Source organism: Hominisplanchenecus faecis, from assembly GCF_020687205.1.
In the GTDB taxonomy this organism is placed as follows: domain Bacteria; phylum Bacillota; class Clostridia; order Lachnospirales; family Lachnospiraceae; genus Hominisplanchenecus; species Hominisplanchenecus faecis.
The window spans coordinates 1-21,141 of the sequence record NZ_JAJEQE010000039.1; the positions used below are offsets into that span (position 1 = coordinate 1).

General features: G+C 45.7%; 22 protein-coding genes. 16 read left to right on the plus strand and 6 right to left on the minus strand.

Annotated elements, in window-relative coordinates; genetic code table 11:
• Positions 1–373: 373 nt before the first annotated feature.
• Positions 374–910, plus strand: coding sequence for a CDP-diacylglycerol--glycerol-3-phosphate 3-phosphatidyltransferase (pgsA, locus tag LKD42_RS10710; RefSeq protein ID WP_022118798.1), 537 nt, complete (start codon positions 374–376; stop codon positions 908–910).
• A gap of 23 nt (positions 911–933) precedes the next feature.
• Complete coding sequence (locus tag LKD42_RS10715) at positions 934–2,190, plus strand: competence/damage-inducible protein A (protein ID WP_248835680.1); 1,257 nt, start codon at positions 934–936, stop codon at positions 2,188–2,190.
• Positions 2,191–2,243: 53 nt separating this feature from the next.
• Here the strand turns inward: LKD42_RS10715 and LKD42_RS10720 are convergent, their stop codons facing one another.
• Complete coding sequence (locus LKD42_RS10720; protein ID WP_248835681.1) at positions 2,244–2,501, minus strand: hypothetical protein; 258 nt, start codon at positions 2,499–2,501, stop codon at positions 2,244–2,246.
• Entirely contained in the window at positions 2,494–2,946 is a 453-nt protein-coding gene (locus LKD42_RS10725; protein ID WP_147631505.1) for a hypothetical protein, read from the minus strand. The genes LKD42_RS10720 and LKD42_RS10725 overlap by 8 nt, the downstream gene beginning before the upstream one ends.
• Before the next feature lie 161 nt (positions 2,947–3,107).
• Here LKD42_RS10725 and LKD42_RS15115 point away from each other — a divergent pair, with 161 nt between their 5' ends.
• On the plus strand, positions 3,108–3,242 hold the full coding sequence (locus LKD42_RS15115; protein ID WP_022118802.1) for a hypothetical protein: 135 nt from the start codon (positions 3,108–3,110) through the stop codon (positions 3,240–3,242).
• 31 nt (positions 3,243–3,273) lie between these two features.
• On the opposite strand, the gene LKD42_RS10730 is transcribed toward LKD42_RS15115, so the two are convergent.
• The gene (locus LKD42_RS10730) at positions 3,274–3,528 is read right to left on the minus strand and encodes a chorion class high-cysteine HCB protein 13 (RefSeq protein ID WP_147631504.1); all 255 of its coding nucleotides are present in this window, start codon (positions 3,526–3,528) and stop codon (positions 3,274–3,276) included.
• A gap of 57 nt (positions 3,529–3,585) precedes the next feature.
• The gene (locus LKD42_RS10735; RefSeq protein ID WP_248835682.1) at positions 3,586–5,316 is read right to left on the minus strand and encodes a S8 family peptidase; all 1,731 of its coding nucleotides are present in this window, start codon (positions 5,314–5,316) and stop codon (positions 3,586–3,588) included.
• A 68-nt stretch (positions 5,317–5,384) separates the two neighbouring features.
• Here LKD42_RS10735 and LKD42_RS10740 point away from each other — a divergent pair, with 68 nt between their 5' ends.
• The 4 genes from LKD42_RS10740 to LKD42_RS10755 all read left to right on the plus strand — a co-directional run bounded on the left by LKD42_RS10740 (position 5,385) and on the right by LKD42_RS10755 (position 9,664).
• Entirely contained in the window at positions 5,385–6,266 is an 882-nt protein-coding gene (locus LKD42_RS10740) for a S8 family peptidase (RefSeq protein ID WP_173866495.1), read from the plus strand.
• A 70-nt stretch (positions 6,267–6,336) separates the two neighbouring features.
• Entirely contained in the window at positions 6,337–7,728 is a 1,392-nt protein-coding gene (locus LKD42_RS10745) for a beta/alpha barrel domain-containing protein (protein WP_147631501.1), read from the plus strand.
• 13 nt (positions 7,729–7,741) lie between these two features.
• Complete coding sequence (locus tag LKD42_RS10750; protein WP_022118807.1) at positions 7,742–8,422, plus strand: GntR family transcriptional regulator; 681 nt, start codon at positions 7,742–7,744, stop codon at positions 8,420–8,422.
• A gap of 33 nt (positions 8,423–8,455) precedes the next feature.
• The gene (locus LKD42_RS10755) at positions 8,456–9,664 is read left to right on the plus strand and encodes an NADP-dependent isocitrate dehydrogenase (RefSeq protein WP_248835683.1); all 1,209 of its coding nucleotides are present in this window, start codon (positions 8,456–8,458) and stop codon (positions 9,662–9,664) included.
• Between the two features lie 92 nt (positions 9,665–9,756).
• Here LKD42_RS10755 and LKD42_RS10760 read toward each other — a convergent pair whose 3' ends face one another.
• Positions 9,757–11,682, minus strand: coding sequence for an ABC-F family ATP-binding cassette domain-containing protein (locus LKD42_RS10760; RefSeq protein WP_173895344.1), 1,926 nt, complete (start codon positions 11,680–11,682; stop codon positions 9,757–9,759).
• A gap of 201 nt (positions 11,683–11,883) precedes the next feature.
• On the opposite strand from LKD42_RS10760, the gene LKD42_RS10765 reads away from it, so the two are divergent.
• The 9 genes from LKD42_RS10765 (at position 11,884) to LKD42_RS10805 (ending at position 20,224) form a co-directional block, all read left to right on the plus strand.
• A complete protein-coding gene (locus LKD42_RS10765) occupies positions 11,884–13,203 on the plus strand; it encodes an aspartate kinase (protein ID WP_173866497.1) in 1,320 nt (439 codons plus the stop codon).
• A 102-nt stretch (positions 13,204–13,305) separates the two neighbouring features.
• A complete protein-coding gene (locus LKD42_RS10770; protein WP_248835684.1) occupies positions 13,306–13,947 on the plus strand; it encodes a redox-sensing transcriptional repressor Rex in 642 nt (213 codons plus the stop codon).
• A gap of 71 nt (positions 13,948–14,018) precedes the next feature.
• On the plus strand, positions 14,019–15,521 hold the full coding sequence (locus LKD42_RS10775) for an NAD(P)H-hydrate dehydratase (RefSeq protein WP_248835685.1): 1,503 nt from the start codon (positions 14,019–14,021) through the stop codon (positions 15,519–15,521).
• Between the two features lie 44 nt (positions 15,522–15,565).
• On the plus strand, positions 15,566–16,744 hold the full coding sequence (gene alr, locus LKD42_RS10780) for an alanine racemase (protein WP_022119736.1): 1,179 nt from the start codon (positions 15,566–15,568) through the stop codon (positions 16,742–16,744).
• Between the two features lie 79 nt (positions 16,745–16,823).
• Positions 16,824–17,171, plus strand: coding sequence for a type II toxin-antitoxin system PemK/MazF family toxin (locus LKD42_RS10785; RefSeq protein ID WP_022119737.1), 348 nt, complete (start codon positions 16,824–16,826; stop codon positions 17,169–17,171).
• A gap of 135 nt (positions 17,172–17,306) precedes the next feature.
• Positions 17,307–18,035: a YebC/PmpR family DNA-binding transcriptional regulator gene (locus tag LKD42_RS10790; protein ID WP_022119738.1), complete on the plus strand. Its 729-nt coding sequence runs from the start codon at positions 17,307–17,309 to the stop codon at positions 18,033–18,035.
• A gap of 45 nt (positions 18,036–18,080) precedes the next feature.
• Positions 18,081–18,857 (plus strand): CFI-box-CTERM domain-containing protein, encoded by a 777-nt coding sequence (locus tag LKD42_RS10795; RefSeq protein ID WP_173895346.1) that lies wholly within the window; start codon positions 18,081–18,083, stop codon positions 18,855–18,857.
• A gap of 77 nt (positions 18,858–18,934) precedes the next feature.
• The gene (locus LKD42_RS10800; RefSeq protein WP_248835686.1) at positions 18,935–19,420 is read left to right on the plus strand and encodes a response regulator; all 486 of its coding nucleotides are present in this window, start codon (positions 18,935–18,937) and stop codon (positions 19,418–19,420) included.
• Between the two features lie 114 nt (positions 19,421–19,534).
• Positions 19,535–20,224, plus strand: a complete 690-nt coding sequence (locus LKD42_RS10805; protein WP_147631494.1) for a ClpP family protease — start codon at positions 19,535–19,537, stop codon at positions 20,222–20,224.
• Between the two features lie 50 nt (positions 20,225–20,274).
• Here LKD42_RS10805 and LKD42_RS10810 read toward each other — a convergent pair whose 3' ends face one another.
• Positions 20,275–21,009 carry a PIN domain-containing protein gene (locus tag LKD42_RS10810; protein ID WP_248835687.1) on the minus strand — a complete coding sequence of 245 codons (735 nt, stop codon included), beginning with the start codon at positions 21,007–21,009 and terminating at the stop codon, positions 20,275–20,277.
• Positions 21,010–21,141: the final 132 nt, after the last annotated feature.

Below are 21,141 nucleotides of genomic sequence, written 5' to 3' on the forward strand. Positions count from 1 at the left end.
CGATATGAGCATAAAAGTGGAGCGTAAGCTTCACGATATGCGAATATTGGGTAGAATTGTGGAAGTACGAAGTACGGTACAATTCGTATGGCATCTTTTGACCCCAACATCCAAAATATTTTACTATAATTTCTGATGAAAAGCAATGTATTCCTTACACCATTTCATGGTTTTGGCAAAAAAGAAGCAGAACAGTGGACAAATAGATTTTCTTGCCGTATAATTGTTTGGAATGGGTCAAGGGAGAAACAGGTGCAAAACAGATGTCTGTATACGCACCTGTGTTTCTGGGATTTGCAAAAGTGCCACCTATGGCTCACAGAATGATGTCAGTCGCATCATTCACTATATTTCAAAGACAGGAGAAAACAAAATGAATGTGCCAAATACGTTAACGGTTCTTCGCGTCATTATGATTCCGTTTTTTGTACTGTTTATGCTCGGCGATATCACAAGTGTGGATAAGTATATTGCACTCGGTATTTTTATTGCGGCGAGCCTGACCGATACTCTGGACGGTTATCTTGCAAGAAAGAACAATCAGGTCACAAATTTCGGAAAATTTATGGATCCTCTCGCAGATAAACTGCTGGTATGTGCTGCAATGATCTGCCTTATGGATCTGGATCGCCTTCCAAGCTGGATCGTGATCATTATCATCAGCCGCGAATTTATCATCAGCGGATTCCGTCTGATCGCGGCAGATAATGGAATTGTAATTGCCGCAAGCTGGTGGGGCAAAGCAAAAACAATCTCTCAAATGATCATGATCATTCTTCTGGTTGCAGACTTTGGCGGTGTTTTTGATATGATCGGTCAGGTGATGATCTATCTTGCACTGGTCCTTACCGTAGTATCACTTGTGGATTATATCGCCAAAAACAAACAGGTTCTGAAAATGCAGAATTAAAAATACGTTAGGAGGTTTACAACATGGTTGTAGAACTGGTATGTGTTGGAACAGAACTGCTGCTTGGAAACATTGTCAATACAAACGCTGCTTTTCTGGCCAGACAGTGTGCCATGCTTGGATTATCCATGTATCATCAGTCTGTGGTCGGAGATAATGAAGAGCGATTAAAAGAAACGATCCGGACGGCACTTGACCGTTCTGATATCGTGATCCTCTGCGGCGGACTTGGTCCGACACAGGACGATCTGACCAAAGAGACGGCTGCTGCTGTGATGGGGTTTCCACTGGTAGAAGATGCACACAGCAAAGAACGCATCGAAGAATATTTTAAAAACAGTCCGTTTAAAATTATCACAGACAACAACTGGAAACAGGCTCTGGTTCCGGAAGGATGCATCGTCATCGACAACCACAACGGAACCGCACCCGGCATTATCATGGAAAAAGATGGAAAGTCCATGATCCTGCTCCCAGGTCCGCCAAATGAGCTGATCCCGATGTTTCATCAGGATATTTTTCCTTATCTGAACAGACTGCAGCCGGAAACTATTTATTCCGTCATGGTGAAATTGTGCGGTGTGGGAGAGAGCTTGGTAGAGACAGAGATTCTCGATCTGATCGAGGCACAGGAAAATCCAACGATTGCCACTTACGCCAAAACAGGCGAAGTCCATCTGCGTGTGACTGCCAGAGCCTCGGATGAAAAAGAAGCCAGAAAGCTGTTAAAACCGATGCTCAAAGAATTGAAAAAACGCTTCGGCAGTCATATTTATGCGACGAATGAGGCAACGACACTGGAAGAGAGCATTGTGGCACTTTTAAAAGAGAAAAATCTGACACTTACGACAGCCGAATCCTGTACAGGTGGTATGCTCTCAGCAAGACTGACCAATGTTCCCGGTGTTTCAGAAGTGTTCAAGCAGGGATTTGTTGCCTATTCCAACCGTGCAAAGCGGAAATTGCTCGATGTAAAAAAGAACACGCTGAAAACATATGGGGCGGTCAGTGAAAAGACAGCCAAAGAAATGGCCAAAAATGGGGCATTTATCACTGGTTCCGATATCTGCGTTTCCATCACCGGACTTGCGGGTCCGGACGGAGGGACAGAAACGACGCCGGTCGGGCTTGTCTATATCGCATGTGCATATCAGAATGAACTTCGCATCAGGGAATTTCATTTCAAAGGAAACCGTCAGAAGATCCGTGAGCTTTCTACGGTCAATGCCCTGACCTTACTTCGCAGCTGTATCCTGGAAAAAGAAACCGCTGGAAAATAAAACAAAAGCTTCCATTTCGGAGAAATCCGTCTGGAAGCTTTTTTATGCTTCTGTTATTTGATCAGACGCATCATCATGCGGATTTTTTCAATCCTGGCTATTTCTTCTTTTGATTTTCCCTGTTTCATAACTTCTGTGATCAGATTGGTTTCTTCCGGTGTAAAGGTCATACCGTTTTGCCTGGAACGTGCGGCGACAGCCATAAGAAACGGCATCAGTTCATTCTGACTTTTCGATGCCCCCTGGCCGCTCATAGAAAAGAGCATCTGTAGCTTTGCCGGATCAATGCCGGAAAGCCTGCTGTCATTCATCCATGAGGTTTTGTTCTGGTTCAGTGATCCATTCTGTAGATTTTCTGAACCCGGATTCTGATTGCTCATCGTTATTTTCCCCTCCCGAAAAATCCTGCATCGTTTCCAGTAACTTCATCATCTCCATCATGCTCTGAAACTGTTCCATCATTTCCCTCTGTCCTCTCCGGCAAAAAGGTGCAATGCTCTGAAACAGATCGGTTACGGAATGAGAAGGAAGTGCCATTGCCGTAAGATCAGCGGCAGGATGCGTATGGTAATAATTCCGGATATTCTGGATTTCCATCCATTTAACCAGAAAAGCAGCCCCTGCCTGTTTTTGGGACGGCAAATAGGGCAGCAATGCTTTCAGAATCAAAAGAGAATTTCCATTTGCAATCTTATCAATCGGTGTGAGCGGGTAAGATTCTTCCTGCTGTTCTTCCATCATCCTGTCACCTGCCAAAATTTCTCTCTCTGTAAGATATGCCAGAATCCTCGGAATATGAATCCTGTATAGCATCTTTGCCAGATCGTGCATCCTCTTATATGCAGGCACGTGTGGATTTTGACCTTTTTCCTCCAGTATCATAAAATAGAATGTATCCAAAAAAGAAAGGCCAGGAGATGAGACAGAAAATTGTAAGAGAAGGAAATGCGTTCTATGAGATAGATGACGAATGTATGAGAAAAAAAGAAGAGCAAAAGAAGAAAAAAGAATTCCAGCCAAAAGACAGCACATCCTCCAAAAAAGAACATTAAAAAGCCCCCGCCAACAGGCGGGGGAATATCTTTAGCAGAGGGAGCATCCGCATCCGTTGCCGCAGCCGATTCCATTTCCACAGCCGCACAGGAGAAGCAGTACGATCAGGATACAGCAGTTGTCGCCGCCAAGACCGTTTCCACAGCCGATTCCATTTCCATTGCCACAGCAGCAAAGCAGAAGGATGATCCAGAGAATGGAATTGCATCCATTATTGTTGTTTGTGTTTCCACATCCATTGTTTTCGCATCCGCATCCACAGTTTGTAGCTGCTACATCACTCATGTTTTCATTCCTCCGGAATTGATCTACACTTCATAATATGTTGTAAAACAAAAGTGGTTACAGAAGCACCTGAAAAATCTGATAGAGATTTAACGTACCATAGCCCCATTCGCGGTTTGGATAAAGAAGATTGCTGCTTCTTGTAGCACCGCGGATCAAAAGGCTTTTGATCTCACGATTTGTAAAATAACGGGGCGGATCACTTTGCAGTCCCCAGTTGACAAAAAGTGCCGTCGCCCCGGCTGTCAGTGCCGCAGAGATACTGGTTCCACTCTCTCTGCCAAATCCCGGCTTTGCAAATTTCGAAGCAGACGAGCGTGCCCCGTATACCTCCACGCCAGGTGATGCGATATCCGGTTTGATGTTTCCGGTTCTTGTATAACCGCGGCTGGACTGGATGAACAATCCTCCGGTCGCATGGTTATAAGCAGCACAGGTGATAACTCCTTCTGCATTTGACGGGCAGACAATCGTTGTATCCGGATTGGAATTCAAAAAGCGGGTATTTTCCATGGCAAATCCCGAAATCGGAAGCCAGATATGGAAAATACCAGAAGAAATCTGCCTTGGATAGATCTGAAATCCCCAGATGCCGGGTGTTGGATTCTGCACTCTCAGAAAGACAAGCTGACCTCCGGATGCGATCTCCACCGGCTCATAGGAGACCTCGATCACCGTCTGTTCCAGCAGAAAGGAAATGCTGGTGACAGAGCCGGCTCTTGGTGGGATCGGCGGGATCGTCTCTCCAAGCGGTGAGATCATGCCGACTGCAAACAGATCCGGCGGCGAAGCCCAAAGTTCCATGGTAAATCCTCCCTCATTTTCCGGGACAAGTACCTCGACATTCTGATAATCGGAAGTATTTTCCATTTTTCCGTAAAAATGATGTCCCCTCCCGGCCTCATTCCCGGCGGCAGAAACGACATAGACAGTATTCATGCGGCTTATGGTATCAAGAGCCTCTGCAAGCGGCATATACCCGGAGTGGTCTCCCTGATTGGTTCCAAGCCCAAAACAGATCACAAGTGGTTTCTGAGCTTGCCTTGCACACTGAAGCAGATAGCGAAGTGCCAGCATGATGTCCGTTTCCTGATAGGCGACGGCTGACTCACGGATCAGGAAAAAATCCCGCAGATTCTCTTTGGCAGGTTTCAGTTTTACTGCCACAATTTCAGATTTGGGTGCCGCACCGGAAAAATCCTGCAAAGGAAGGGCTGTTCCGGCTGCTACACTGGCAAGAAAGCTCCCATGACCATTTTCATCCACACTTGGCACAGTTTCCAGCGGATCCTCCAGATTTAACGCAGCATTCAGATTTTCGTTTGTATACTCCGATCCGTAGAAAAATCCATCCGGAGCTGTTCCACTTTGGATTGTCTGATCCCACAGGCGATAAATCCTGCTTCTTCCGTCAGATGTACGAAATGCCGGATGCGTAAAATCAATTCCCGTATCCAGAAAACCAATCAGAACCCCTTCCCCCTGATAGCCAAGAAGCGGCTGTGTCTGCACTTTTAGGATTCCGGAACTTTCCAGTGCAGAAGTATCCATCAGGGTATAAAGTTTGGGAATATTGGAATATCCGATCACATTCAGAATATTATCCGGAAGAAACTGCCGGTTAATGTGAATGATACCGTATCCTGGAACAGCCGCCTGTGCCCCGAATCGGAAAAATGTCTCTTCAAAATCAGTATCGGAACCGGTAATGGGGACAATCAGATCAAAATAATCCTCCGACAGAATCTTTTCTGTAGTAGAAACAGGCATAAAGATTCCTCTTTCCATCGTCATTTCCATTATCTTATGAGTGAAAAGCAACATATAGTATAGTAATGAAAAAACGGTGGACACTTATGGATCAGGTCAGACGAAAAACCAATGCCACATCTGCATATCAAAGACATCTCACAGGAAAAGGCGTTACGGTAGCCTTTTTAGATACCGGTATTAGCATGCATCCGGATCTGCAGGGCAGGATCCTTGCTTTCCGTGATTTTCAGAACGGGAAAAAATATCCGTACGACGACAGTGGGCACGGCACACATGTGGCAGGGATCTGCTGCGGGAGCGGACAGCTTTCCAGAGGCCAGTATGCCGGAATGGCACCGGGAGCCGGGATTGTAAGTGCAAAGGTACTTGACTACCATGGGAACGGCATGCGGGAACAGGTGTTATCCAGCGTGTCCTGGATTTTGAAAAACAAAAACCGCTATCATATAAAAATTTTAAATGTTTCCGTCGGTGCGGTGAACAGCCTGGAGGAAAAAAATGCCGTACTGGCAGAATGTATGGAACATGCCTGGGATGCCGGACTTGTGGTGGTGGTTGCTGCCGGTAATATGGGGCCACACGCCGGCAGTGTAACAGTTCCAGGAACCAACAAGAAAGTGATCACAGTCGGAGCCTTTGATGACTGCATTTTTCCGGGCGGCTGCTATTCCGGGAGAGGACCGACACAGGAATGTATCTGCAAACCGGAGATCACGGCTCCCGGATCAAACATCCGATCCTGCAGCAGCACCTGGTATCTGGACGGCAGAAAATACTGTATCAAAAGCGGTACCTCCATGGCAGCACCCGTTGTCTCCGGTGCGATCGCCCTGCTTCTGGAAAAAGAACCACATCTTACAAACGTGGAAGTGAAAATGCGTCTTAAAAATTGTGCCCGAAATCTGAATCTGCCGAAATATCAGCAGGGATGGGGCATGATTGATGTAAATTTACTCTTGACATAAATGGTATAATTGTATACAATTATGCAAAAGGGCAAAACGCCGAATCTACAAGTCAAGGAAGGTAATATAAATGGAAAACAGAAAAGTAAAATTTGATTCGCACACAAACCTGTTACAGCTTGAGGAGCATATGTACCCGCTGGTTGATGTCAAGACACCGAATGTGTTCCACAATCTGTTCCCATACGAAGAAGTTCCAAAGATCGCATTCAATGACCGTATCGTTCCGCATCATATGCCGGACGAGATCTGGATCACAGATACTACCTTCCGCGACGGACAGCAGTCACGTGCACCGTACACAACCGAACAGATCGTACGTATCTATGATTATATGCATCGGCTTGGAGGTCCGAAAGGAAAGATCCGTCAGTGCGAATTTTTCCTGTACAGCAAAAAAGACCGGGATGCTGTTTACAAATGTCTGGAGCAGGGTTATGAATTTCCTGAGATCACAAGCTGGATCCGTGCCAGCAAAAAGGATTTCGAACTGGTCCGTGATATGGGACTGAAAGAAACCGGTATTCTGGTAAGCTGCTCTGACTATCATATTTTTTATAAGATGAGAATGACACGAAAAGAAGCCATGGAGCATTACCTGAGTGTTGTCCGTGAATGTCTGGAGATCGGTGTCAGCCCGAGATGCCATCTGGAGGATATCACAAGAGCAGATATCTACGGTTATGTCATTCCGTTCTGTCTGGAGCTGATGAAACTGTCCAAAGAATATCAGATCCCGATCAAAGTCCGCTGCTGCGATACCATGGGTTATGGTGTCAATTATGCCGGTGCTGTGATCCCGCGTTCCGTACAGGGTATCATTTACGGTCTGATGATCCATGCCGGTGTTCCTTCTGAAATGATCGAATGGCATGGTCACAACGATTTTTACAAGGCTGTCAGCAATTCCACAACGGCATGGCTCTACGGTGCGAGCGGAGTCAACTGTTCTCTGTTCGGTATCGGAGAACGTACCGGAAATACTCCGCTGGAGGCAATGGTGTTTGAATATGCACAGCTTCGCGGTACCCTCGACGGCATGGACACCACCGTCATCACAGAGATGGCAGATTATTATGAAAAAGAGATCGGTTATCATATTCCATCCCGTACACCGTTTGTCGGAAGCAACTTTAATGTAACAAGAGCCGGCATCCATGCGGACGGACTTCTGAAAAACGAAGAGATTTACAACATTTTTAATACTCAGAAATTCCTGAACCGCCCGGCTATGGTGGCTGTATCCAATACATCCGGGCTTGCCGGAATCGCACACTGGATCAACAGTTATTACCGCCTGCCGGATGAGAAAAAACTGACAAAGGATATGCCTCTTGTGTCTATGGTAAAAGAATGGGTGGACAAACAGTACGAAGAGGGCCGTGTCACCGTGATCACCGATAACGAACTGGTAAAAGTGATCGATGAAAGTTGCAAAAAGCTTTCCATTGCGTTAGTATAAGAGGTAGAGTATTTTGAGCAGTTATGAATTGGTTTATCAAAAACTTCGTGAAAACATTTTAAACGGTCATTATAAACATGGCGATGAACTGCGGGAAACTGCAGTCGGAAAAGAGATCGGTGTTTCCAGAACACCGGTCAGAGAGGCACTTCGTCAGCTGGAACTGGAAGGTCTGGTAACGATCATCCCCAATCGCGGTGCTTTCGTCAACGGAATCTCCGAACAGGATGTACAGGATATTTACCTGATCCGTGCAAGGCTGGAGGGGCTTTGTGCTAGGATGGCGGCAGAGCGGATCGATGAATCCACACTGGAAGAAATGGAAGAGACCATGATGCTGACTGCATTTCATGAAGAGCAGGGACATTACGATCAGCTCTTTAAACTGGACAGCCGTTTTCACAGTCTGCTCTACGAAGCATGCAAAAGTAAGATTCTGGAACATGAACTGAAGATCTTCCATCAGTATGTACAGCAGGTGCGCAAAAACGCCCTGAAAAAAGAAGCAAGGGCAGAACAGTCCACAAAAGAACATATGGCTGTTATGGAAGCCATCAAAGCCCACAATGCCGATGAAGCAGACCGCCTGGCAACCAGACATATATTAAATTCAATCAAAAACCATCATTATACCAAAATCGAAAAACTTCTGGAAGAACAGCCCGGAGGCGACGTTTCTTCCGATGAGGAATAAAATCAGCTTTCTGATAAGTCAAAGGAGGACATCATGGACAAAATCAAAATGACAACACCACTGGTTGAAATGGACGGAGACGAGATGACCCGTATCCTCTGGAAAATGATCAAGGATGAGCTTCTGCTCCCGTATATCGACCTGAAAACCGAATACTATGATTTGGGACTGGAGCACAGAAATGAGACGAACGACCAGGTTACCATTGACAGTGCACTGGCAAACAAAAAATACGGCGTGGCTGTAAAATGTGCAACGATCACTCCAAACGCAGCCCGCATGACGGAATACAATCTGAAAGAAATGTGGAAGAGTCCGAACGGTACGATCCGTGCGATCATGGACGGAACGGTTTTCCGTACACCGATCGTTGTAAAGGGCATCGAACCATGCGTACGCAACTGGAAAAAGCCAATCACACTGGCAAGACATGCTTATGGTGATGTTTACAAAGCTTCTGAGATCAAAGTACCTTGTGCCGGAAAAGCAGAACTGGTCTTTACCGCAGAGGATGGTACCGAGACAAGAGAACTAATCCATGAATTTGATGGTCCTGGTATTCTGCAGGGCATGCACAATACAGAGAAATCCATCCGCAGTTTTGCAAAGAGCTGCTTCAACTATGCACTGGATACCAAACAGGACCTCTGGTTTGCTACCAAAGATACGATTTCCAAAAAATACGATCACACCTTCAAGGATATTTTCCAGGAAACCTACGAAGAAGAGTATAAAGAACGTTTTGCAGAGGCAGGTATTACTTATTTCTATACTCTGATCGATGACGCAGTTGCCCGTGTCATGAAAGCAGAAGGCGGATTTATCTGGGCATGCAAAAACTATGACGGTGATGTTATGAGCGACATGGTTTCTTCTGCCTTTGGTTCACTGGCGATGATGACTTCCGTACTGGTATCACCGGACGGCAATTTCGAGTATGAAGCAGCTCACGGAACGGTTCAGCGTCACTATTATAAATACCTGAAAGGCGAAGAAACATCCACGAACTCCGTGGCAACGATCTTTGCATGGACCGGGGCACTCCGCAAACGCGGTGAGCTGGATAAGATTCCGCAGCTTGGCGTATTTGCAGACAAACTGGAAAAAGCAACCCTTACCACGATTGAAAGCGGAAAGATGACAAAAGACCTGGCACTGATTACCAGCATTGAAAATCCTACCGTTCTGAACAGCGAAGGATTTATCAAGGCAGTACGTGAAGAGCTGGATAAGAATCTGTAAAAGAACGTGTAAAAAGTACATAACGCATTTTTATATTTCTATAAAAAAGCACCGGGGAAGAAAGTACCTTTCATTCTCCGATGCTTTTTGTTTTATTCTGCCAGTTCTTCCCAGCGTTCGTAGAGCTGTTCCAGTTCTTCATTGATCGCTGTTTTTTCTTTATTTAATTCCACGCATTTTGCCACGTTTGTAAATACTTCTTCCTGCATCATCAGTTCATCGATCTCTTTATCACGGACTTCCAGCACATGGATGCGGTCCTCCGTTTTCTTCAGCTCATTCTGACGTTTGCGGATGCGTGCCTGCTCTTCTTTCTGCTGCTGCCAGGTCAGTTTTCCGGCAGTTTCCGCAGAAGAAGATGGAAGAGAAGCAGTTTCTTCTTCTGTGGCAGACGGCACATAGATTTTGGTGAGCTCATCTTTCTTTTCCAGATAATAATCATAATTTCCGATATAATTGACCAGCGTATTTCCGGTCAGCTCCAGGATCCTGGTTGCCGTCTGGTTGATAAAGTATCGGTCATGCGATACATAGAAAACTGTTCCGGTATAGCGGTTCAGTGCCTGCTCCAGGATCTCTTTTGATAAAATATCAAGGTGGTTGGTCGGCTCGTCCAGTATCAGGAAGTTGGCTTCCGACAACATCAGTTTGGCAAGAGAAACGCGGCCCCGCTCGCCACCGCTCAGATCAGAGATCCGTTTGAAAACATCATCTCCGGTAAATAAAAAGGCTGCCAGCACATTACGGATTTCCGTGTTAGTCAGTGTCGGATAATCATCGGAAATCTCTTCAAACAGCGTCTTTTCCATATGAAGGACATGATGTTCCTGATCATAATAACCGATACACACCTTGCTTCCAAGCGTAAAACTTCCGGCATCTGCAGCCAAAAGCTCATTGATGATCTTTAAGATCGTAGTCTTTCCGGTTCCATTATTGCCGATCAGTGCCACACGTTCGCCTCGTTTGATCTCAAAATCCAGATCCGTAAAGAGCGTGTGGTCTCCAAATGATTTCGCAAGACCTTCGACACGCAGCACATCATTTCCACTTGGAAATCTCGGTTCCAGAGAAAGCTTTAATTCCTGCACTTCCGTATCCGGGCGATCTAGGACTTCCATTTTCTCCAGCATTTTCTCACGGCTTTCCGCACGTTTGATTGATTTTTCACGGTTAAAGGACTTCAGTTTGTCTATGACTTCCTGCTGATGTTTGATCTCACGCTGCTGGTTCATCCATGCTTTTAACTGGGAATCACGCAGCTGGGCTTTTTTCTCAGAATAAGCAGAATAATTGCCAAGAAACGTGGTCGCCTTCGCATGGTCGATTTCAATAACCTTGCTTACGACACGGTTTAAGAAATAACGGTCATGGGCTACGATGATCACGGCACCGCTGTAATTAATCAGAAAATTTTCCAGCCATGCGATCGACTGCATATCGAGGTGGTTGGTCGGCTCGTCAAGCAGAATCAGATCCGGCTTTGCGAGCAGAAGCTTGCCAAGGGCAACCCTTGTTTTCTGTCCGCCAGAGAGGGTATCGACCTGCTTGGAAAATTCATCTTCCGTAAATCCAAGCCCTTTTAACACACCGACGATCTCACTTTTGCAGGCATAGCCGTTTTTTTGTTCAAATTCCGTGTTCAGACGATTATAAAGCTCCAGCGTCTGTTCCAGCTCCCCGCCGCTCTGGGATTTCATCTGAAGTTCCAGCGTGCGGATATGACGCTCCAGCTCAAAAATATCCTGCTTTACCTCCAGAAGCTCTTCGTAGATCGAGTTTCCGGAAGATACCGCTTCGTGCTGGGCAAGATAACCGATCGTGCGGTCTTTTGCCAGGATCACTTCTCCGGAATCTGCCGGGATCTGCTTCATGATGATCTTGAGCAGTGTAGATTTTCCGGCACCGTTGATGCCGACAATGGCTGCTTTTTCTTTTTCTTCTATATGAAATGAGGCATCTTTCAAGATCACATTTGTGCCAAATGCCTTATTAATATTCTGACAGGCTAAAATCATAAATTCCTCCAAGTGTATATATTTTACAAAAATAATTTGTGTCTGCGAAGACCCTGACTCGTATTATCATAGCATATTTCTGCTTTTTGCACCAGCAAATTTCAAAAAATGCTCTGGACGAACCGCATATTTTGCGGTATGATTAAAGACAGCGTATATTTGCGTGACAGACAGATGCGGAATTTAGGAGGAATAAAAAGCATGAGAAAAGTAGTAAAATTTGGTGGAAGTTCTCTTGCAAGTGCAGAACAGTTTAAAAAAGTAGGAGATATCATCCGTGCTGATAAAGGAAGAAAATATGTTGTTCCGTCTGCTCCGGGCAAACGGTTTGATGGAGATATCAAGGTAACGGATATGCTTTATGCATGCTACGCAAAAGCAGAGAAAAAAGAAGACATCACAGCTTCGATTGCTGCGATCCGTGAAAGATACATGGAGATCATAAACGGTCTCGGACTTTCCCTGTCTCTGGATGATCAGTTTGAAGTGATCTCCGAAAACTTTAAAAAACTGGCAGGTTCCAATTATGCTGCTTCCAGAGGAGAATACTTAAACGGTATCATCATGGCAAATTACCTGGGATATGAATTTATCGATGCAGCTGAAGTGATCGTTTTCCATGAAGACGGCACATTTGATGCAGAAACAACCAATGAAAAGCTTTCTGCACGCCTGGCAGAATGTGACAATGCAGTCATTCCTGGATTTTATGGTGCAACCGCAGAAGGAAAGGTAACAACCTTCTCAAGAGGCGGATCCGATATCACAGGTTCTCTGATCGCAAAAGCAGTCCATGCTGATCTGTATGAGAACTGGACCGATGTATCCGGTTTCCTGATCACAGATCCACGTATCATCAAAAATCCGAAAGTGATCGATACTATCACTTATGTAGAGCTTCGCGAGCTGGCATACATGGGTGCTACCGTGCTTCATGAAGAAGCCATCTTCCCGGTAAGACAGGAAGGTATCCCGATCAACATCCGCAATACCAACCGTCCTCAGGATCCTGGTACGCTGATCGTTGAAAGTACCTGCAGAAAACCGCGTTATACGATCACCGGTATTGCCGGAAAGAAAGGATTTGCAGCCATCAACATCGAAAAAGATATGATGAACTCCGAAATCGGATTCTGCCGCAAAGTCCTGACCGTATTCGAAGACAATGGTATCTCCATCGAGCATATGCCTTCCGGAATCGATACCATGACGGTATTCGTACATCAGTCCGAATTCGAAGAGACCGAGCAGAAGGTACTGGCCGGTATCCACCGTGCTGTCAATCCGGATTCTGTCAATCTGGAATCTGATCTGGCACTGATCGCAGTCGTAGGTCGTGGCATGAAATCTCAGCGTGGAACAGCGGGACGTATTTTTTCCGCACTGGCACATGCAAGTATCAATGTCAAGATGATCGATCAGGGTTCCAGTGAGATGAACATCATCATCGGTGTGAGCAATCAGGATTTCGAGCGTGCGATCAAATCAATCTATGATATTTTTGTAACCGTACAGCTCTAAAAATCAGAGAGGGTACACAAAACCTGCGGCGGACATGGCAGGGATCTTGTGTGCCCGTCTTTTACGTTACTATACAACAGCATTTGACAGGGAGGTATGCAAGTGGAAGAGAAAGAAATTTCAAGAGCAGTCATCAAAAGACTGCCACGGTATTACCGTTATCTCGGTGAGCTGCTGGAATCCGGTACGGAGCGGATCTCATCCGGCGAGCTGAGCGAACGCATGCAGGTAACAGCATCCCAGATCCGGCAGGATCTCAATAATTTCGGTGGATTCGGCCAGCAGGGATATGGTTATAATGTAAAACATTTACATACGGAGATCGGGAAGATTCTGGGCTTGGATCAGGATTACAATATGATCATCATCGGTGCCGGAAATCTCGGACAGGCTCTTGCAAATTATGTAAAATTTGAAAAAAACGGTTTTCTGGTCAAAGGGCTGTTCGATGTAAATCCAAAGCTGAAAGGCGTTGCAGTCAGAGGAATTCTGATCCGTATGACAGACGAGCTTCCTGCTTTTTTGCAGGAGCATGACATTCAGATCGCAGCCCTGACACTTCCGAAGCAGTATGCAAAGGAAATGGCAGACTTTCTGGTGGATCACGGCATCCGTGCAATCTGGAATTTTGCCCATACGGATCTTCATCTGCCGGAAGATGTGATCATCGAAAACGTACATCTTTCGGAAAGCCTGATGCAGCTGTCTTACAATATCAGCCGCTACAGTAGAGAACATAAATAAAAAGAACGCAGAGAAAGAAAAAAGAAAACTGTATATTCCATTTGGACGGGCAGACAGGAGGTATATCGCATATGAGGATCTTGTTATCAAAAGAAGACATGAAAACATGTGACCAGAATACCATAGAAGGGTTCGGCGTTCCATCCTGTGTACTGATGGAGCGTGCGGCACTTGCGTGTGTCGATGAACTGTACCGAAGCGGTGCTGCACTTGACCGCGTTCTGGTCATCTGTGGTTCAGGCAATAACGGCGGAGACGGATTTGCCATCGCCAGACTTTTGTTTCTGGATCAGGTACCGGTTTCCATCTGGTTTGTCGGAAAAGAGCAGTCCTGCACGGATCAGACACGCCATCAGAAAGAAATCTGTGAGAAATATGGGATAACTTTTTGTAGTAACCCGGAAATAAATGAATATACTGTTATAGTAGATGCACTGTTTGGAATCGGTCTTTCGCGTGACATCGAAGCCAGCTATCGGGACGCAATCGGGCGGATCAATGAAAGTCCTGCTTTTGTACTGTCTGTCGATATTCCTTCCGGCATTGACGGAAACACGGGTGTGATACGGGGGATTGCCGTAAAGGCTGACCTGACAGTGACATTTGCTTTTGAGCAACCGGGGCATTATATCGGAAAAGGGCGTGCCTGTACCAAAGAGGTACGTGTACGTCAGATCGGTATTACAAAAGAAAGCCTTCCGAAATGCCGGAAATCTTACGTCTGCTATGACAGTATGGATTTAAGGCGGCTGCCAGAGCGACTTGCCACAGAAAACAAAGGTTCCTGCGGCAAAGTTCTTCTGATCGCCGGGAGCCGGGACATGTGCGGTGCTGCAATCTTAAGTGCACGTGCAGCGTATCGAAGCGGAGCCGGTTATGTTCGCATCTACACAGACGAACACAATCAGTCCGCCCTTTTTCAGTCTATCCCGGAAGCAGTGGTAAGCTGCATCCATTCCAACTGGAAGAGAGAACTTGAAAACCTGCTTGCGTGGGCTGATGTGGTTGCAGTAGGTCCCGGCATCGGCATGGAAGCACAAAAGCTTGACATCCTGAATTATGTACTGGAACATGCGGATATTCCGGTCATTCTTGATGCCGATGCTTTGAATCTTGTGGCACGCCATAACCTTTCCCTGGATGGATATTCCATGCCGGTAGCTGTGACACCACATCTTGGGGAGATGGCAAGACTGTGCAGATCAACCATTTCCGATATTTCAGAGGATCTGATCGCAAGTGCCGAAATCTTTGCGAAAGAACAACATGTGATCTGTGTCTTAAAGGATGCCGGAACCGTTGTCAGCAACGGCAGTGAATCCTACATCAACACTTCCGGGAACAGCGGCATGGCAACTGCCGGTTCCGGCGATGTGCTGACCGGCGTATTTGCCGGACTTACCGCACAGGGGATGACGTTATTTGAAGCTGCAAAACTTGCTGTTTTTCTGCATGGATGTGCCGGCGATGCGGCCGCACGAAAATACGGAAAGCGAAGTATGACAGCAAATGATCTGGTGGAGGGACTGATCCGGGTTCTGGCAGATGCAGACGATAAAAATAAATGTAAGTAACGAAAGCAACGGTTACAAAAAACAATACAGGAAGGACTTGAAACATGATGAGCAGTAAATACAGCCGTGTCTGTGCCGAGATCGACATGGATGCCATTGCAGAAAATTTTCGGATCATGCACGAAGCGATCCACCCGGAAACCAAAATGGTTGCTGTAATAAAAACAGATGGTTACGGTCACGGTGCAGTGCCGATCGCACAGATGATACAGCCGGAAGATTATATCTGGGGATTTGCCGTCGCAACGATGACAGAAGCGATGATCCTGCGGAAAAACCAGATTACAAAACCGGTGCTGATCCTGGGCTATACATTCGAAGAAGACTACGAAGATCTGATCCGTTACGAGATCCGACCGATTGTGTTCAAACTGGATATGGCAAAGGAACTGTCTGAAGCAGCCGTTCATTTAAAGAAAACACTTTCTATACATATTGGACTGGATACGGGAATGAGCCGCATCGGTTTTTCTGATACCGAAGAGAGCATAGAAACAATCCGTAAAATCGCATCCTTACCGGGAATTGAAATAGAAGGCATGTTTACGCACTTTGCGAAAGCAGATGAACTGGATAAAACGGCTACAAACAGACAATTTGAACGTTATATGCATTTTGCACACAGACTGGAAGAGGCAGGCATTACGATTCCATTAAAACACGTATCAAACAGTGCCGCTCTGATGGAGCTTGCAGATATGAACTTAAATCTGGTGCGTGCCGGCATCAGTATTTACGGCATCTATCCATCCGCTGAAGTTTCCAGAGATTCTATGAAACTGACGCCTGCAATGTCCATTCACAGCCGCATCGTGTATATCAAAGAGATTGAAACGGGCACCGAGATCAGTTACGGCGGAACCTTTACCGCTCCGCATCCGATGCGGATCGCTACGATCCCGGTCGGCTATGGGGATGGTTATCCGCGGATGCTTTCCAATAAGGGATATGTTCTGATACACGGGAAACGTGCAAAAATCCTCGGAAGGATCTGCATGGATCAGTTTATGGTCGATGTGACGGACATTCCGCAGGCAAAAGAACTGGATGAAGTAATTTTAGTCGGCAGACAGGGAGACGAAGAGATCACCGTAGACGAACTTGGTGATCTTTGCGGTCGCTTTTCTTATGAATTTATCTGTGATATCGGCAAACGTGTACCGCGTATCTACACCAGAAATCACGAAGTCTATCTGGTACGTGACTGTTCCGGTACCAACTGATCCTGCCTTAAGGCGAACTGCATACACCAGAAAAATGTGGAAATACTAAGCTTAAAACCAGAAGCGGAGTGTGAAGTGTGTGTTGATTCGACGAGGGGATATTTTTTATGCGGACTTAAGACCGGTCATCGGCTCGGAACAGGGCGGTGTACGTCCGGTTCTGATCATTCAGAATGATACGGGAAACCGGCACAGTCCAACGGTGATCTGTGCAGCGATCACCTCCAAAATGAACAAAGCAAAGCTGCCGACACATGTGGAGATTGAATCTTCAAGATATAACATGGTACGTGATTCTGTGATCCTTCTGGAACAGCTGCGTACCATCGACAAAAAACGACTGAAAGATAAAGTATGCCATCTGGATACGGAAATCCTGGACCGCGTAAATCAGGCTCTCGCAGTCAGTCTGGATCTACATAGCTGATTGCTCCCGGGAACTTGACTATTTTTCAGTGTGGTGTTATCATAATGGATATGCCTGCCTCCTGTGCAGGGAAACCAGGCCGTTAAGCGGCAGAATGAAGAAACAGATACTTGGAAGAGAAAGGAAGATTTCGAAATGTCAGGACATTCAAAATTTGCAAACATAAAGCACAAAAAAGAGAAAAACGATGCTGCGAAGGGAAAGATCTTTACCATTATCGGCCGTGAGATTGCAGTTGCCGTAAAAGAAGGCGGACCAGATCCGGCAAACAACAGCAAACTTGCCGCTGTTGTCGCAAAAGCAAAAGCAAACAACATGCCGAACGATACGATCGACCGTGGTATCAAAAAAGCAGCCGGAGATGCAAACTCTGTCAATTACGAGTATGTTTCCTATGAAGGATATGGTCCTTGCGGAATCGCGATTATCGTGGACGCACTGACAGACAACAAAAACCGTACTGCAGCCAATGTAAGAAGTGCATTTACAAAAGGAAACGGAAGCATCGGAACACAGGGCTGTGTTTCTTACATGTTCGACCGCAAAGGTCAGATCGTGATCGATAAAGAAGAATGTGATATGGATGCAGACGACCTGATGATGCTGGCTCTGGATGCAGGTGCAGAGGATTTTTCCGAAGAAGAAGACAGCTTTGAGATCCTGACATCACCAGATGATCTGGAGGCCGTAAGAGAAACTCTCGAAGCCAAAAAGATCCCGATGGCTCAGGCAGAAGAGACCATGATCCCTCAGAATTATGTTGCTCTTGATGATGAGACTGCTCTGAAGAACCTTCAGCGTACCCTGGATCTGCTCGAAGAAGACGATGATGTTCAGGCGGTATATACCAATCTGGATGAATAAAACGACAAGGCGGATAAAAAGTCCGTTTGATGAGGATTGTGATATATGAGCAGTAATTATACCATAGCTTTTGCAGGGATGCCGGCATTGCTGGATGAACAAGAACATGTCATGGAAAATTTCACGTTCGAACGCTATCCGGATTCATTTAAACGCTACTGCAACAAACACAAAGCGACATTAAAAGCAGTCGAGGATGGCTATCTTCAGGTTATTGATAAAGAACAGTTTCTGACCAATATGGCAGAAGAGCTTGCAAATTCTGCTGAAAAGCGAATTGCCGAAGAGGAAAAGAAAAATGCAAAAGAGAAACTGGCTGCAAACCTGAATATGTGCCTGGTAATCTATACGCTTCCGGCTGTTCTTGAGATGAACAAAGCACCTGCGAATCTTTTTTCCAAAAAGATTCTGGAAGCCTGGAAAGCACATTTTCCGAAAACCAATCTCAAAGCTTCTACTTTTAAGCAGATCAATTCTGGATTTAAACGGAAATTCTGTTACATCACCACAGCAGTGTGCAGAACATTTGGCAAACCGGATGATTGTTATGAGCTGAACCTTTTCCGAAATTACCGCGACCATTATTTGATGGAGCAGGAAAACGGAGAAGCGATCGTTTATGAATATTATGATCTGGCTCCTACCATTGTAAAACATATTGATCAGAGAAAAGATGCAAAAGAAATTTACCGGAACATATGGGATACTTATCTTTCCCCTTGCCTTGGTATGATCGAACGCGGAGAAAATGAGGCGTGCAAAGATCTTTATATTTCCATGGTTCGTGATATGCAGAAAAAATATTTCTTTGAAGAACAGTAATTCTACATCCTAAAAAAACAGGCGGAACTTTTTTAAGAGTTCCGCTTTTGCTGATTTAAAAGAAAAGGAGGTGACCTATGTACAACGTATTAACAGCCATAAAAAACAATATGCTTCTGCAGGAACTGAAAAGGCTTCACATCTGGGGTGCGTCTACCGGTTTTGAAATCTGTGAGGTCACTTCTGATTTTGCGACACTGACAGAGCACCTGCGTAAAAACAGGTATCAACTGGTTTTGCTGGAAGCAACACCGGATTACCCGGTTTTAAACCTTCTGCAGACCATCCGGCAGGAAAAGCTCTGTCAGGCAATCGCGATGGTCGGGCAGACGGCGGAATTTAAGATCGTGCGAAAATGTTTTCTGCTCGGTGTCGATGACTATCTGATCACGCCGTTTGAGATCAGTCAGTTTATCTCGCTGTTTGGCAAGATCGAACATACGGAGCATGGAAAGATTGAGGCAGAAAACAGCCAGAAAGAATCCCTGCACCGTTCTTATCCAATGGAAGAAGTGGAACTTTCCGAGGAATGTTTCGAAGAACTGAAACAGGTCTGTTCTTAAAAATCCGTATAAATTTTCTCTTTTCCGGTTATGCTGTCAGCAGAATGCCAAAGCTTGCATATCAGGTTCTGTATCATACAAAATGACAGACCTGGATCAGAAAGGGGATACACTATGGCGGAAAAAGAAAACAGCAAAAGCGAAAACACAGAAACTAAAAAAAATGAGCAGATCAGAGAATACGGTCAGACCAAACTGGAACACAACATTCACCTGCTTTCTGTGATCGGAGAGATCGAAGGACACGAATGCCTTTCCTCCAATACAAAAACTACAAAGTACGAGCACGTCCTTCCTCAGCTTGCTGCCATTGAGGACAGCAGTGATATCCAGGGACTGCTCGTTCTTTTGAATACTGTAGGCGGCGATGTGGAAGCCGGTCTTGCCATCGCAGAAATGATCGCATCAATCGACAAGCCGACTGTTTCTCTGGTACTTGGCGGCAGCCATTCGATCGGTGTGCCGATCGCTGTCTCTACCGATTATTCCTTTATTGTCCCGACCGGAACGATGGTCATCCATCCGGTCCGTATGAATGGAACAATCATTGGAGCCCCACAGACCTATGATTATTTCAAACAGATGCAGAATCGCATTTTAGGCTTTATTTCCGGTCACTGCGAGGCAAAGAGAGAACGTCTCGAAGAACTGATGCTCGATACCGGCATGCTGACAAAAGATCTCGGAACCATTCTGGTCGGAGAACAGGCTGTAAAAGAAGGAATCATCAATCAGATCGGCGGAATCCATGAAGCGATCACAAAACTGCATGAGATGATCCAGCAGAGCCACCAGGAAGCATAAGAAGTTTCCAAAAGAGCAGTTGCTGAAATTCAGGTCAAAGTAGATGCACTTTAATTGCTCTCTTTGCTGTACTGTTCAAAGATCTCGCGGACGTGACCATAAACGCGTCCGCCTTTTGAACTCTGAAATGCCTTAACCAGCTGATTGTTCAGCTCTGTTTTATTCTGGCTTCCGGAGATTGCACGGTAGACTACCGAATAGCTGCTCGGTGCAAGTTTATCCGATTTAACTGCCATCCGCACCTTTTTCCGCCATGCTTCCGGAAGATCCGGAGATGCGGAAGCCTTTGTTTTCCTTCCGGATGTGGCCGGTCTGGTCGGTGCTGCGGATGTCAATGCGACCGATGAGGTCTGTGCTGAAGCGGCATCTGGCTTTTGCTTCCGGACGACCATCTGCGGTGGGATATTTGCCGGAAGCGAGAGTGGAGCCGGAGGCACAATGGATTTCTGGCGGATGATATCGATATTTTTATCACTCCAGAAGTCGATCACGCTGTCATATCCGGTATCGTTCGTGATAATATAAACATGTTCCGGTTTGTCCTTTCCGATCAGGAAACCAAGATAAGTCGAGAGCTGGAAATCCAAATAATTTTTTCCGGTCTTTAAAATCTTAATGTATTCAAAATGAGCAGGAGACTGAGAAAGCTCAATGTGACGCTCAAAAGAAATATTCTTCGTATGCTGACTGTAGAAGACAATCACCGTGTCCTCGGCGGTCAGTTCTTTTACACCCATAAAACCGGTGTCTGTAACATTTTCATAATCAATCAGATATAAATTCATATTATCGCTGCCTTTCCAAACAAAAATTTCGTTATCTTTATTGTAAAAAAGAATGCAGAAACTGTCAAGTGACAGGGTGTGGCTGTTGACGAATATCCGATTGTGTTATATGATAAAAAAATGCGAAAAAAT

Coding starts and splice junctions, on each gene's coding strand:
- pgsA (WP_022118798.1), top strand. CDS start 374: ATGAATGTGCCAAATACGTTAACGGTTCTTCGCGTCATTATGATTCCG.
- LKD42_RS10715 (WP_248835680.1), top strand. CDS start 934: ATGGTTGTAGAACTGGTATGTGTTGGAACAGAACTGCTGCTTGGAAAC.
- LKD42_RS10720 (WP_248835681.1), bottom strand. CDS start 2,501: ATGAATGACAGCAGGCTTTCCGGCATTGATCCGGCAAAGCTACAGATG.
- LKD42_RS15115 (WP_022118802.1), top strand. CDS start 3,108: ATGAGACAGAAAATTGTAAGAGAAGGAAATGCGTTCTATGAGATAGAT.
- LKD42_RS10730 (WP_147631504.1), bottom strand. CDS start 3,528: ATGAGTGATGTAGCAGCTACAAACTGTGGATGCGGATGCGAAAACAAT.
- LKD42_RS10735 (WP_248835682.1), bottom strand. CDS start 5,316: ATGGAAAGAGGAATCTTTATGCCTGTTTCTACTACAGAAAAGATTCTG.
- LKD42_RS10740 (WP_173866495.1), top strand. CDS start 5,385: ATGGATCAGGTCAGACGAAAAACCAATGCCACATCTGCATATCAAAGA.
- LKD42_RS10745 (WP_147631501.1), top strand. CDS start 6,337: ATGGAAAACAGAAAAGTAAAATTTGATTCGCACACAAACCTGTTACAG.
- LKD42_RS10755 (WP_248835683.1), top strand. CDS start 8,456: ATGGACAAAATCAAAATGACAACACCACTGGTTGAAATGGACGGAGAC.
- LKD42_RS10760 (WP_173895344.1), bottom strand. CDS start 11,682: ATGATTTTAGCCTGTCAGAATATTAATAAGGCATTTGGCACAAATGTG.
- LKD42_RS10765 (WP_173866497.1), top strand. CDS start 11,884: ATGAGAAAAGTAGTAAAATTTGGTGGAAGTTCTCTTGCAAGTGCAGAA.
- LKD42_RS10775 (WP_248835685.1), top strand. CDS start 14,019: ATGAGGATCTTGTTATCAAAAGAAGACATGAAAACATGTGACCAGAAT.
- alr (WP_022119736.1), top strand. CDS start 15,566: ATGATGAGCAGTAAATACAGCCGTGTCTGTGCCGAGATCGACATGGAT.
- LKD42_RS10790 (WP_022119738.1), top strand. CDS start 17,307: ATGTCAGGACATTCAAAATTTGCAAACATAAAGCACAAAAAAGAGAAA.
- LKD42_RS10795 (WP_173895346.1), top strand. CDS start 18,081: ATGAGCAGTAATTATACCATAGCTTTTGCAGGGATGCCGGCATTGCTG.
- LKD42_RS10800 (WP_248835686.1), top strand. CDS start 18,935: ATGTACAACGTATTAACAGCCATAAAAAACAATATGCTTCTGCAGGAA.
- LKD42_RS10805 (WP_147631494.1), top strand. CDS start 19,535: ATGGCGGAAAAAGAAAACAGCAAAAGCGAAAACACAGAAACTAAAAAA.
- LKD42_RS10810 (WP_248835687.1), bottom strand. CDS start 21,009: ATGAATTTATATCTGATTGATTATGAAAATGTTACAGACACCGGTTTT.